Genomic DNA, 12,824 nt, shown 5'->3' with positions numbered 1-12,824 from the left:
GTTTGTGCAAGCTTTCGGATTTTGAACAAGAAAGCTGCATTCAAATTGCCATGTGACAGCCCTGGTCAATTACTTGCCGTCGAGCAGCACCCGCAGCATCCAGGCGGTTTTCTCGTGCACCTGCATGCGCTGGGTCAGCAGGTCGGCGGTCGGCTCGTCACTGACCTTGTCCACCACCGGGAAGATGCTGCGCGCGGTACGCACCACGGCTTCCTGGCCCTGGACCAGCTGGCGGATCATCTCGTCGGCAGGCGGCACCCCTTCTTCCTCCTTGATCGAGGAGTGCCGCGCATAGAATGCATAAGCCCCCGGCGCCGGAAAGCCCAGGGCGCGAATGCGCTCGGCGATCGAGTCGACCGCCAGCGCCAGTTCGTTGTACTGCTCTTCGAACATCAGGTGCAGGGTGCGGAACGACGGACCGGTGACGTTCCAGTGGAAGTTATGGGTTTTCAGATACAGCACGTAGGTATCCGACAACAGGCGGGACAGCCCATCGACGATGGACTTGCGATCTTCTTCACTGATACCGATATCGATTGCCATGAAGTTCCCCTTTCCATAAGGCTTGAGACCCAAGCAGGTGACGACCACTGTAGCAACACTTGGTACACGCCGCATGTGACATGGCGCAACACATCGCCCGTCGCGGCCTGCGGTTTGAGTAGCCTGCGGCTTTACTGTTAAATAGGCATGGTGCCACCCGTGCGGATTGTCATTGCCGGGTGCATAGGCTGGCCTGCCACGTGTTCGCGCTCTACACCTCATGCGCACCGTGCTGCCAGCTCTTCCTGTGATCGGCCTTATCAACTGTGAGCCAACCCCATGTTCAAGATCGTCCATCTGGTGACGGGCGTGGCAGCCTTGCTGCTATCGCTCATACCCAGCCTGAAAACCGATGCGACACCCTTCCTGCAACAACCCGACGCGGTCTACCTTGCCCTGCTCGGCCTGCTCAACCTGGTGCTGGCCCCGGTCGTGCCACTGTACTACCGCGGCGCGCGGCAGCAGTTGCAGCACCTGGCCTGTGCCCTGCTGGTGGTGGCCGTGGTGCTGCAGACCCTGACACTACTGGCCCGCCCGGAAATGGGCAACCTGGTCGCACTGGTCTGCGCTGCGCTGGCCGTGGCCGTGCACCTGGCCGTGGGCTTTGCCCGCAGCCCGCGCAAGGCACGCGCCAACCAGCACGCGGCGCAGGATGCCGGCAATCGTGATACCGGTACCGTGAAGTGGTTCAACACGTCCAAAGGCTTCGGCTTCATCTCCCGCGACTCGGGCGATGATATCTTCGTGCACTTTCGCGCCATTCGCGGCGAAGGCCACCGCATCCTGGTGGAAGGCCAGCGCGTGGAGTTTTCCGTGATGCACCGCGACAAGGGCCTGCAGGCCGAGGATGTGGTTGCGGTAACCCGCCGCTGATCCAACTTGCAGAAACCACCCCCTGCAGGAGCAGGCATGCCCGCTCCTGCAGGGGTTCAGGTATCAATAATGAGGCGGTGGCGCCTCGTCCCCTTCGCTGCCGTACTGGCCAACCATCTCTTCGTAACGCTTGATCAGCTCGGCCATCTGCAACTGTAGCCGCTCGATCACCCGCCCCTGCTCGACCACCACGTCATTCAGCGCCTGGATGGTGTCATCCTGGAACGCCTGGCGTGTTTCCAGTTCGACCACTCGCGATTCAAGCGACATGTCAGGCCTCCTGGTAACCGGCGAGCTGCAGCCCGCGCAGGCGCTGGCGAATGGCTTGCACCTGGTCGTCGGTGTAGGCCACCGCCGGGCACTTGCCCCACACCGGTGCCGGCCAGGCGGCGTCGTCGCGCTGGCGCACGATCACGTGCATGTGCAACTGGCTGACCACATTGCCCAGGGTGGCCACGTTCATCTTGTCGGCGCTGTAGCTGGCTTTCAGCGCTTCGGCCAAGCTGGTGGTTTCCTGCCACAACTGCTGCTGCTCCGCAGCATCGAGCTCGAACAGTTCGCTGATACCGGCGCGCTTGGGCACCAGGATGAACCATGGATAGTTGGCATCCTTGCTCAGCAGCAACTGGCACAGCGCAAACTCCCCCAGCACCAGCGAATCCTGCTGCAAACGCGAATCGAGGACGAACACGGCAAATCTCCTTCAGGCAGAACCAACCCGCGTCACGCGGAAAACAGGCCTGCAAGGATACCCTGCACGTTCCCGGTAACACAGCGCTACTTTTCGCACCAAAATGAGGCCGCCCGTACACCTCGCACCACACTTGCCACCCCAAAGGTGACGCTGCATGAACAAGTTGCGGTAACACATTGACTTTCATGACAGCTTTTCAAATTTTAATGATTCTTGACTGTGACACCCCGCCAGGCGGCTCCCGCCCCGTGTTTACGGCACTTTCCGACCCCCGGTAGCAGGTTTTGTGAAAATTTCATGAAGCGTTGCGAATTTTGAGCACGCTTGTTGCATTCCTTTCACGCCAAGTCGGCACGACATCTGCATCGACAGGTGTACGCGACAAATAACAACAGCGGCATTGGTTACCAGGGAGTTTCCCCAACCGGAATCGGTAGTTACAGGTTCGTTACGGTGAAAGAAACAGCGCTGGTGTTGTACGGCCCTTAAACCGGGGCGTGATTTGCGACATGGAAATACTTAAAAGCGACATGGTGAAAAAGTTCCGAAAAGGATGTTTATACCCATATCGCCAACAACAGTCAGCGTGCTATACATTTTCGCCGACATAACAAGAAAGAGCTGCCCCATATAACTAAAACACTTGGACGCAGCGGTACTCTTCCTAAAAACCAAAGGAGCAAATCACGATGCGCGTGATGAAGTGGAGCATGATCGCCCTGGCCGTTGCGGCAGGGACCTCGCAGTTGGCATTGGCCTCTTCCCAGGACGAGTCCAAAGGTTTCATCGAAGACAGCAAGCTGAACGTCAAGACCCGCATGCTGTACTTCAGCCGTGACTTCCGTAACAACGAAGGCGGCCAGAGCCGTCGCGAAGAAACCGGCCTGGGCTTCCTCGGCACCTTCGAGTCCGGCTTCACCCAGGGCACCGTGGGTGTGGGTGTGGATGCCATCGGCATGCTCGGCCTGAAACTGGACAGCGGCAGGGGCCGCGTCAATACCGGCCTGTTCCCGAACGACTCCGACGGTCGTGCGCAGGATGAATATTCCAAGGGCGGCGGCGCGGTCAAGTTCCGCATCTCCGACACCGTGCTGAAAGTGGGTGACCAGTTCACCGCTCTGCCGGTCTTCGCCACTGACGACAGCCGCCTGCTGCCAGAAATCGCTCAGGGCACCCTGATCACCAGCAACGAGATCGAGGGCCTGACCCTGCATGCTGGTCACTTCACCAGCCTGACCGCCCAGGAGCAGACCAACCGCGACAGCTTCGGCCTGAAGGAAGCCAACGTGGTCGGTGGTACCTACGCCTTCACCGACAACCTCAGCACCAGCCTGTACTACTCGAAGGTTGAAGACTACTGGCGCAAGTACTACGCCAACGTCAACTGGGCACTGCCGATCTCGGACAAACAAGGCCTGGTGTTCGACTTCAACATTTATGACACCAAGAGCGAAGGCTCGGCCGATTACCTCGCATTCGATGGCGACAAGCTGGACAACCGCGCGTTCAGCCTGTCGGGCGCCTACAACATCGGCGCTCACACCTTCACCCTGGCCTACCAGAAAGTCACCGGCGACGGCGACTATGGCTATGGCATCGACGGTGGCGGCACCATCTTCCTGGCCAACTCCGTGGCCCGTTCCGACTTCAACGCCGAAGACGAGAAATCCTGGCAGGCTCGCTACGACCTGAACTTCGCCGAATACGGCATCCCGGGCCTGACCTTCATGACCCGTTATGTACGCGGTACCGACGCCAACGTCGCCGGCACCAGCAACGGCAAGGAATGGGAACGCGATGTCGATATCAAGTACGTACTGCAGAGCGGCCCGGCGAAAGACCTGAGCTTCCGCGTACGTCAGGCCACCTACCGCTCTTCCGATGGCGTTTACTACGATTCCCCATCGATCGACGAACTGCGCCTGATCGTGGAGTACCCGCTGAGCATCCTGTAAGCCTGGCTTGCAGTGCCCCGCACCTGAAAAAGCCCGGCGATCACGCCGGGCTTTTTCTTGGCTGACAAGCGTCACGCCCTGGGGCATCCTGTACGCCTTCGTTTCGCCCCCGTACAATGCGGGGTCATTTCAATGTCTTAGGCAATCGACACGGCTCACCATGCGCACCAGTCAATATTTGCTCGCCACCCAGAAAGAAACCCCTGCCGACGCAGTGGTCATCAGCCATCAGCTCATGCTGCGTGCCGGCATGATCCGCAAACTGGCCTCCGGCCTGTACACCTGGCTGCCGATGGGCTTGCGGGTGATGCGCAAGGTCGAGGCCGTGGTGCGTGAGGAAATGAACGCCGCCGGCGCCCTGGAAGTGCTGATGCCCAGCATCCAGCCCGCCGAACTGTGGCAGGAATCCGGCCGCTGGGAACAGTACGGCCCCGAACTGCTGCGCCTGAAGGACCGCCACCAGCGCGACTTCTGCGTCGGCCCGACCCACGAAGAAGTGATCACCGACCTGGCCCGCAACGAGCTGTCCAGCTATAAACAGCTGCCGCTCAACATGTACCAGATCCAGACCAAGTTCCGTGACGAGATCCGCCCGCGCTTCGGCCTGATGCGCGGCCGCGAGTTCATCATGAAGGACGCCTACTCATTCCATGCCGACCAGGCTTCCCTGCAGGAAACCTACGACCGCATGCACCAGGCGTACAGCAACGTGTTCACCCGCCTGGGCCTGGACTTCCGCCCAGTGCAGGCCGACACCGGCTCTATCGGCGGCAGCTACTCGCACGAATTCCACGTACTGGCCGAGTCCGGCGAAGACGACGTGATCTTCAGCGACAGCTCCGACTACGCCGCCAACATCGAGAAGGCCGAGGCCATCCCGCGTGAAACCGTGCGCCCGGCCCCTACCGAGGAGCTGCGCCTGGTCGACACGCCAAACGCCAAGACCATCGCCCAGCTGGTGGAAAACTTCGGCCTGCCGATCGAAAAGACCGTCAAGACCCTGATCGTGCGCGGTGCCGAAGAAGGCAAGCTGGTAGCACTGATCGTGCGTGGCGACCATGAGCTCAACGAAATCAAGGCGGCCAAGCTGGAACAGGTTGCCGACCCGCTGGTCATGGCCACCGACGCCGAACTGCGCGAGGCCATCGGTGCCGGCGCCGGCTCGCTCGGCCCGCTGAACCTGCCGCTGGAAATCGTTATCGACCGCTCGGTTGCCCTGATGAGCGACTTCGGCATTGGCGCCAACCTCGACGACAAGCACTACTTCGGCGTGAACTGGGAGCGCGACCTGCCGGTTCCACAGGTCGCCGACCTGCGTAACGTGGTCGAAGGCGACCCGAGCCCGGACGGCCAGGGTACCCTGGTGATCAAGCGCGGCATCGAAGTGGGCCACATCTTCCAGCTCGGCACCAAGTACAGCGAGGCGCTGAAGTGCCAGGTACTGGGCGAGAACGGCAAGCCGGTAACCCTGTCCATGGGCTGCTACGGTATCGGTGTGTCCCGCGTGGTGGCAGCTGCCATCGAGCAGAGCTACGACGACAAGGGCATCATCTGGAACGACGCCCTGGCCCCGTTCCAGATCGCCCTGGTACCGCTGCGCTACGAAACCGAGGTAGTTCGCGAGGCGACCGACAAGCTGTACGCCGAGCTGACTGCTGCCGGCTACGAAGTGCTGCTGGACGACCGTGACAAGAAGACCAGCCCAGGCATCAAGTTTGCCGACATGGAGCTGATCGGCATCCCGCACCGCATCGTCGTCAGCGATCGCGGCCTGGCCGAAGGCAACCTGGAGTACAAGCACCGCACCGAGCAGGACGCCCAGTCGTTGCCGCTCAATGAAGTGCTGACCTTCCTGCAGGCCCGCGTTCGCCGCTGATAACCAATGCACGAGTGATCATGTTCAAGCGAAGTACCTTTCCCCTGGGGGGCGCCGCACTGTGCGGCGCCCTGCTCGTCAGCGGCTGCGCCAACCAGATGTCCCAGCGCAGCGACCATGAGGAGCGCGTCGAGCGCAAACTGCTCGAGCACACCCTGCAGATCGATGTCGGCGAGCCGAAGGTGATGGAGCTTCCGCAACGACGTGTGCGCGTGCATGAGCAGAAGCGCTTCGAAGTCACCGAATTCGAAGTCACCCGCAGCTATGACCGCTATACGCCTTACCAACCTTGGCGGGAAATCTACGAGATCCCGCTGGGTGCGGTGGCCGTGGTGGCAGGCGTGGGTGCCAACGTGGTCAATGTCTTCGCCCTGGGCAACCTGCCGGACAGCATCACCCACGACTGGCTCAGCTATGGCGTGGACGGGCTCAACCCGTTCATGAACGTGCCGTCCAACGGCCGTGCCCAGCAGAACCTGGCCAGGATCAGCGAAGTGCAGAAAGGCAAGCGCGAGGAATCTACCAGCGTGCCCTGGAGCGAGCGCCTGGTCGAGGTCAAGGCCGGCAAGATGACCCACGAGCTGACCACCGACAGGAACGGCGTGCTGCGCCTGAACCTGCTCGACAGCCCGTTCTCCGAGCAGAACCTCAACCACATCGGCACCCTGCACCTGCAGGTGCTGGACGAGGACAACGCGGTACGTGGCGATGCCAGCCTGCTGGTCAGCGCAACCCTGCGCAACAAGCTGCTCGAAGCCCATGAACTGATCTTCGATGACCTCGAAGATGACGATGTCGGCCAATGGGTACACCGGGTCAAGCGCTTGTCCGAACTGGGCCTGGAAGAGGAAGCCAGTGAAATGGAACAGAGCCTGATCGAACTGACCCGCAACGACCCGGAGTTGCAGCAGGAGTTTCTGCAGTCGCTGACCAAGGCCACTGGCCGGTTGGTGGCCGACCCGGGCGCGCAGTAACTGCTGCGGCAACGCATCCCCCCTGTGGGAGCGGCCTTGTGTCGCGAAAGGGCTGCAGAGCAGCCCCGACAATTGATGCATCACTGCTGAAATCCTGGGGCCGCTGCGCGGCCCTTTCGCGACACAAGGCCGCTCCCACAGGGGGCCGTGCAGCCAGGCCCAGGCCATTTATTGAGGCGGGAACAGCTCCAGCTGCTCATGCGCCCCGCGCAAGTCGCGCAACCTCACGCCTACCCCCAGCAAGCGCACCGGCTTGCCACCACGGGCAAACGCCTGCCCCAGCAATTGTCGATAACTCTCCAGGTCCCTGCCCGCCCCCGCCTGCTCCATGGTGGTCTGGCTGAAGTCATGGAACTTGACCTTGACGAAGGGTTTTTCCGGCCGGTAACTGCTGTCCATGCGGGCGATACGCTCGTTCAGGCTTTCCAGCAGCTCGGGCAGCCGTGCCAGGCAACTGGCCAGGTCCGGCAGATCGGTGTCGTAGGTGTTTTCCACGCTGACCGACTGCCGGCGACTGTCATTGTGCACCGCACGTTCATCGATACCCCGCGCCAGCCCCCACAAACGCTCGCCAAAGCTGCCGAACTCGCGCACCAGCGCCAGGCGCGACCATTCGCGCAATTCCAGGCAGGTTTCGATACCCAACCGCGCCAGCTTGTCTGCCGTTACCTTGCCCACCCCGTGCAGCCTGGCCACCGGCAGGGCGGCGACGAATGCCTCCACTTCGCCCGGGGTAATCACGAACAGGCCATTGGGCTTGCGCCAGTCACTGGCGATCTTGGCAAGGAACTTGTTCGGCGCCACACCGGCCGAGACAGTGATATGCAGGGTGCGGGCGATGCGCCGGCGGATATCCTCGGCAATGCGCGTGGCGCTGCCCGAATACCACTGGCTGTCGCTCACATCCAGGTAGGCCTCGTCCAGCGACAGTGGCTCGATCAACTCGGTGTAGTCGCGGAAGATCGTGTGGATTTCCCGCGAGGCCTCACGGTAGGCCTCGAAGCGAGGCTTGACGATCAGCAGGTCCGGGCACAGCTTCAGGGCGTGCCGCGACGACATGGCCGAACGCACGCCGTAGGCACGCGCTTCATAGTTGCAGGTGGCGATCACCCCACGGTGGTCGGCCGACCCACCCACCGCCATGGGCCGCCCGGCCAGGCGCGGGTCGTCACGCATTTCGATCGCGGCATAAAAGCAATCGCAGTCGACGTGGATGATCTTGCGCAAGGACATGGATGACCGTCAGCACTGTAAATTCATACAGATAGTATCGCATGTGCCTTCGGGGCATGCAGCCTGTGCGCGGCATTGGTCGATAATCGGCCTGAAAGCCCCGTCGCGCCTGAGCTGCGCGCCATATTCAAACGCTAAGAGTTTGAACAGGAAAGGTTTTTTCAGAAAAAAGCTTGACACCCATGGGTAAATCCGTAGAATTCGATCTCACAGGCGCGGGATGGAGCAGCCTGGTANNTCAAATCCGGCTCCCGCAACCAGATTCGAGAAAAGGCCACTGTTCACACAGTGGCCTTTTTCTTTTGCGTCAAATAATGCGTTGAAAGAAATTTCAAAAAAATCAATGAGTAGCGCTTGACACCCATTCTGGAAACTGTAGAATGCGCCCCACTGACGCGGGATGGAGCAGCCTGGTANNTCAAATCCGGCTCCCGCAACCATATTCGTCAGAACAAACCCCGCCTGTGTAACAGCAGCGCGGGGTTTGTTGCTTTTCCCCTCCTGATTTTCGTTGCCCCCCATTTTCCCGCCCTCCAGCCAACCCGCAGGCTTGAAAGGTCGCTCCCAGCATGAACTATCTTTAACCCTGCCAGGCGGCTGAAAACGCTTGAGGCCGGAGTAACATTGGATACGTTTTCCTAAGGGACTTTCACTTGGCCACACCTCTCCCTCACCTCGCGCTGCAAGCCCGGGGCAATCCATGACTTCGCACAATCCCGAACCCCCGGTGCCGCTTGCCTCGGCGCTACCCGGCGCGGTGCAACGCCTGCCCTTGCTCGAACGCTTGAGCCGCTACCGCCAGCCCATCGGCCTGGTAGTGACCCTGGTGTTGTTCACCATGGCCTTGGTCGCCTGCCGCCACCTGTTGAGCGAATTGGACATCTATGCCTTGCACGATGCCATGCTCAGCGTGCCGACCCAGTCGTTACTTGGCGCCTTGCTGGCTACTGTGCTCGGTTTCGTTGTCCTGCTGGGCTACGAGTGGTCTGCCAGCCGCTATGCCGGCGTGAAGCTGCCGGCGAGCAGCCTGGTGCTGGGCGGCTTCAGCGCCTTTGCCATCGGCAACGCCATCGGCCTGTCGATGCTTTCGGGCGGTTCGGTGCGCTACCGCCTGTATGCACGCCAGGGGGTTGGCGCAGGTGAAGTTGCACGGATGACCGTTTTTGCCAGCCTGTCACTGGGCTGCGCGCTGCCGCCCCTGGCCGCCTTGGCGACCTTGAGCGACCTGCCGGCGGCGTCTGCCGCACTGGGTTTGGCGCCTGGCTTGCTGGCGGGTGTCGCAATAGCCGTGCTGCTGGTATGCAGCGTGCTGGTGTTCGGCTTGTACCGCCGGCGCCTGGCTGAGCAACCACTGGCCAACAGCCTGCTGGTACAACTGGGCCGCCGCACGCTGCGCCTGCCTGGCGCACGCCTGGCAGCCCTGCAATTGCTGATCACCGCACTGGATGTCGCCGCTGCCGCCACCGTGCTGTATCTGCTGCTGCCCGAAGCACCGCCGTTCGGTGCCTTTGTCCTGGTGTACCTGCTGGCCTTGGCCGCAGGTGTGCTCAGCCACGTACCGGGCGGCGTCGGGGTATTCGAAGCGATCCTGCTGGCGGCTTTTGCCGACCAACTCGGCGCCGCGCCGCTGGCAGCGGCCCTGCTGCTGTATCGGCTGATCTACGTGGTGCTGCCGCTGCTGCTGGCCTGCGTGCTGCTGCTGGCCAACGAGGCCCGGCGCCTGCTGTTCGCGCAACAGGCTATCAAGGCCGCTTCCGGGCTGGCCGCGCCGATCCTGTCGATCCTGGTGTTCCTGTCCGGGGTGGTGCTGCTGTTCTCCGGGGCCACGCCCGAGATCGACACCCGCCTGGAGCACATGGGTTTCCTGGTACCGCACCGCCTGATCGACGCCTCGCACTTCGGCGCCAGCCTGATCGGCGTGCTGTGCCTGCTGCTGGCCCAGGGCCTGCGCCGGCGCCTGTCCGCCGCCTGGCTGCTGACCACCGTGCTGTTGCTGGTCGGCGCCCTGCTGTCACTGCTCAAGGGCTTCGATTGGGAAGAGGCCTGCCTGCTGACCCTCACTGCCGCCCTGCTCGCCTTGTTCCGCCGTTCCTTCTACCGCCCCAGCCGTTTGCTCGAGTTGCCATTCTCGCCGGTGTTTCTGGTGGCCAGCGCCTGTGTGGTAGGCGCATCGGTGTGGTTGTTGCTGTTCGCCTACCAGGATGTGCCCTACAGCCATCAGCTGTGGTGGCAGTTCACCCTCGATGCCGATGCCCCGCGTGGCCTGCGCGCCGCCATGGGCAGCGCAGTGCTGCTGGCGGCCGTGGCCCTGACCTGGCTGCTGCGCACTGCACCACCGGTGATTCACCTGCCTGACGAGGAGGAGTTGCTGCGTGCCAACCGCATTCTGCTGGCCTCCGACCAGCCCGATGGCGGCCTGGCCCTGACCGGTGACAAGGCGCTGCTGTTCCACCCTCGCGACAACGCCTTCCTCATGTACGCCCGTCGCGGCCGCAGCCTGGTGGCGCTGTACGACCCGATCGGCCCGGCCCAGGAGCGCGCCGAGATGATCTGGCAATTCCGCGACCTGTGCGACCTGCACCATGCCCGCCCGGTGTTCTATCAGGTGCGCGCCGAGAACCTGCCGTTCTACATGGACATCGGCCTGACCGCGCTGAAGCTGGGCGAAGAAGCCCGGGTCGACTTGCGCCGCTTCGACCTCGAAGCCAAGGGCAAGGAGATGAAGGACCTGCGCTACACCTGGAACCGCGGCGGCCGTGACGGTTTGAGCCTGGAAATCCACGAACCCGGGCATGCCCCGCTGGCAGAGCTGAAGGAAATATCCGACGCCTGGCTTGGCGGCAAGAACGTGCGCGAGAAAGGCTTCTCGCTGGGGCGCTTCAGCCCTGAATACCTGCAGCATTTTCGCATTGCCCTGATCCGCTTCCAGGGCCGCCCGGTGGCTTTCGCCAACCTGCTGGAAACCCATGGCAACGAACTGGCCAGCCTCGACCTGATGCGTGCGCACCCCGAGGCCCCGAAGCTGACCATGGAATTCATGATGATCGGCCTGATCTTGCACTACAAAAGCCATGACTACGCCCGCTTCAGCCTGGGCATGGTGCCGCTTTCCGGCCTGCAGCCGCGGCGTGGCGCGCCCTTGACCCAGCGCCTGGGCTCGATGGTGTTCCGCCGTGGCGAGCAGCTGTACAACTTCCAGGGGCTTCGACGCTTCAAGGACAAGTTCCAACCGGACTGGGAACCCCGCTACATGGCCGTGCCGGCCGGGCTCGACCCGCTGGTGGCACTGGCCGACACCGCCGCCCTGATCGCAGGCGGCCTGACTGGATTGGTGAAACGTTGATGACCCGACGCTTTTGGCTGTACCTGCTGGTTCCCCTGCTGTTGGCCGCCCTGGGAGGGGCGCTGGCGTTCTGGCTATGGACGCGCCCTGCCCCCGAGGCACGCCTGGAACAACTGAGCATCAATGACACCCGCATCACCCGTGTGACCCCAGGCGTGCACCCCAAGGCCCGAGTGGCCATCGGTGTACCCCAGGACCAGGCGCTGACCGACAGGCAGCTGCTGGATCTGGCCCAGGCCGGCGAAGCGCAACTGGTGCAGGTGATCCTGCCGCCCAATGACTGCAGCAAGCAGCAACAGGCCTTGGACCAGGCCATGGGCCAGCTGCCGGAGAAACCGACCCTGGTCGCCGGTATCGGCCCTGGCGCCTCTCAGGCGTGGCGCTGGCTGGCCAGCCAGAACAACGACAAGGCACGGGCGATTTCCGTGGACTTCAGCCTGGAACAGCCCGGCTGCCAGGCAGCGCTGCCGAAGTCGGCCGCCCACGGCCACTGGAACGTCGCCTGGAACGACAACCCGGATGACGCCAGCGCCGCCTTCGTGCGCGACCAGGCCAATGCCGAAACCAGTATCAGCGACTACGACATTCACCTGCCACAAGTGCTCAAGGCCCAGCTGACCCAGGCCCTGGTCGGCCACGACGGCAACGCCCTGGCCATCCCGGTGGTCGAGGTGCCAGCCGGGCAGACCACCGACACGGTCACCCTGTTCCTTTCCGGTGATGGCGGCTGGCGGGACCTGGACCGCGACGTGGCCGGGGAAATGGCCAAGCTTGGCTACCCGGTGGTCGGCATCGATACGCTGCGCTACTACTGGCAGCACAAGACCCCGGAACAAAGCGCCGCCGACCTGTCCGAGCTGATGCAGCACTACCGGCAGAAATGGGGCACCAAGCGCTTCGTGCTGACCGGTTATTCGTTCGGTGCCGACGTGCTGCCGGCGATATACAACCGCCTGCCGGCCGAGGACCAGCAGCGTATCGACGCGGTGATGCTGCTGGCCTTTGCCCGCAGCGGCAGTTTCGAGATCGAAGTCGAGGGCTGGCTGGGCAAGGAAGGCCAGGAAGCGCCAACCGGGCCGGAAATGGCCAGGCTGCCGGCCTCCAAGGTGGTGTGCGTGTATGGTGTGGAAGAAACCGACGAGAGCGGTTGCACCGACAAGACTGCGGTGGGTGAACGCCTGAAACTGCCGGGGGGCCACCACTTCGACGAAAACTACCCGGCACTGGCCAAGCGCTTGATCGGCGAGATCGAGACGCGCCAGGGCAAGTCCAGCGTGGCTGAGCAGAACTGATAAGACCTTGCGGCCCATTCGCGGGTAAACCCGCTCCCACA

The 12,824-nt window shown here is 62.6% G+C and carries 10 protein-coding genes; 6 read left to right on the top strand and 4 right to left on the bottom strand.

All coding sequences use genetic code 11. From position 1 onward, the window contains the following. Positions 1–69: 69 nt before the first annotated feature. Entirely contained in the window at positions 70–543 is a 474-nt protein-coding gene (locus B2790_RS08635; RefSeq protein ID WP_025340264.1) for a Dps family protein, read from the bottom strand. A 279-nt stretch (positions 544–822) separates the two neighbouring features. Between B2790_RS08635 and B2790_RS08630 the strand changes: the two genes are divergently transcribed. Further along, positions 823–1,416 (top strand): cold-shock protein, encoded by a 594-nt coding sequence (locus B2790_RS08630; protein WP_286918635.1) that lies wholly within the window; start codon positions 823–825, stop codon positions 1,414–1,416. A 63-nt stretch (positions 1,417–1,479) separates the two neighbouring features. Here B2790_RS08630 and B2790_RS08625 read toward each other — a convergent pair whose 3' ends face one another. Both B2790_RS08625 and B2790_RS08620 read right to left on the bottom strand, forming a co-directional pair. Continuing rightward, positions 1,480–1,686, bottom strand: a complete 207-nt coding sequence (locus tag B2790_RS08625) for a SlyX family protein (protein WP_025340266.1) — start codon at positions 1,684–1,686, stop codon at positions 1,480–1,482. Position 1,687: 1 nt separating this feature from the next. After that, positions 1,688–2,107: an HIT family protein gene (locus B2790_RS08620; protein ID WP_025340267.1), complete on the bottom strand. Its 420-nt coding sequence runs from the start codon at positions 2,105–2,107 to the stop codon at positions 1,688–1,690. 692 nt (positions 2,108–2,799) lie between these two features. Here B2790_RS08620 and B2790_RS08615 point away from each other — a divergent pair. The 3 genes from B2790_RS08615 to B2790_RS08605 all read left to right on the top strand — a co-directional run bounded on the left by B2790_RS08615 (position 2,800) and on the right by B2790_RS08605 (position 6,915). Next, positions 2,800–4,065 (top strand): OprD family porin, encoded by a 1,266-nt coding sequence (locus tag B2790_RS08615; RefSeq protein WP_075046061.1) that lies wholly within the window; start codon positions 2,800–2,802, stop codon positions 4,063–4,065. A gap of 160 nt (positions 4,066–4,225) precedes the next feature. Further along, a complete protein-coding gene (locus B2790_RS08610; RefSeq protein ID WP_286918634.1) occupies positions 4,226–5,941 on the top strand; it encodes a proline--tRNA ligase in 1,716 nt (571 codons plus the stop codon). Between the two features lie 20 nt (positions 5,942–5,961). Continuing rightward, complete coding sequence (locus B2790_RS08605; RefSeq protein ID WP_084785247.1) at positions 5,962–6,915, top strand: hypothetical protein; 954 nt, start codon at positions 5,962–5,964, stop codon at positions 6,913–6,915. Between the two features lie 168 nt (positions 6,916–7,083). Here B2790_RS08605 and dinB read toward each other — a convergent pair whose 3' ends face one another. Further along, complete coding sequence (dinB, locus tag B2790_RS08600; RefSeq protein ID WP_286918685.1) at positions 7,084–8,142, bottom strand: DNA polymerase IV; 1,059 nt, start codon at positions 8,140–8,142, stop codon at positions 7,084–7,086. 706 nt (positions 8,143–8,848) lie between these two features. On the opposite strand from dinB, the gene mprF reads away from it, so the two are divergent. Further along, positions 8,849–11,491, top strand: coding sequence for a bifunctional lysylphosphatidylglycerol flippase/synthetase MprF (gene mprF, locus B2790_RS08595; protein WP_286918633.1), 2,643 nt, complete (start codon positions 8,849–8,851; stop codon positions 11,489–11,491). Further along, positions 11,491–12,783 carry a virulence factor family protein gene (locus B2790_RS08590; protein WP_025340272.1) on the top strand — a complete coding sequence of 431 codons (1,293 nt, stop codon included), beginning with the start codon at positions 11,491–11,493 and terminating at the stop codon, positions 12,781–12,783. Before mprF ends, B2790_RS08590 begins: the two co-directional genes overlap by 1 nt. Positions 12,784–12,824 lie beyond the last annotated feature (41 nt).

The organism is Pseudomonas sp. UBA6753 (genome assembly GCF_002453565.1).
GTDB lineage: Bacteria > Pseudomonadota > Gammaproteobacteria > Pseudomonadales > Pseudomonadaceae > Aquipseudomonas > Aquipseudomonas putida_Z.
This window is presented reverse-complemented; position numbering and strand designations above follow the sequence as displayed.

What these genes read in the sequence shown, in the direction of transcription:
- B2790_RS08635 (WP_025340264.1), bottom strand. Translation starts at nt 543, where the DNA reads ATGGCAATCGATATCGGTATCAGTGAAGAAGATCGCAAGTCCATCGTC.
- B2790_RS08630 (WP_286918635.1), top strand. Translation starts at nt 823, where the DNA reads ATGTTCAAGATCGTCCATCTGGTGACGGGCGTGGCAGCCTTGCTGCTA.
- B2790_RS08625 (WP_025340266.1), bottom strand. Translation starts at nt 1,686, where the DNA reads ATGTCGCTTGAATCGCGAGTGGTCGAACTGGAAACACGCCAGGCGTTC.
- B2790_RS08615 (WP_075046061.1), top strand. Translation starts at nt 2,800, where the DNA reads ATGCGCGTGATGAAGTGGAGCATGATCGCCCTGGCCGTTGCGGCAGGG.
- B2790_RS08610 (WP_286918634.1), top strand. Translation starts at nt 4,226, where the DNA reads ATGCGCACCAGTCAATATTTGCTCGCCACCCAGAAAGAAACCCCTGCC.
- B2790_RS08605 (WP_084785247.1), top strand. Translation starts at nt 5,962, where the DNA reads ATGTTCAAGCGAAGTACCTTTCCCCTGGGGGGCGCCGCACTGTGCGGC.
- mprF (WP_286918633.1), top strand. Translation starts at nt 8,849, where the DNA reads ATGACTTCGCACAATCCCGAACCCCCGGTGCCGCTTGCCTCGGCGCTA.
- B2790_RS08590 (WP_025340272.1), top strand. Translation starts at nt 11,491, where the DNA reads ATGACCCGACGCTTTTGGCTGTACCTGCTGGTTCCCCTGCTGTTGGCC.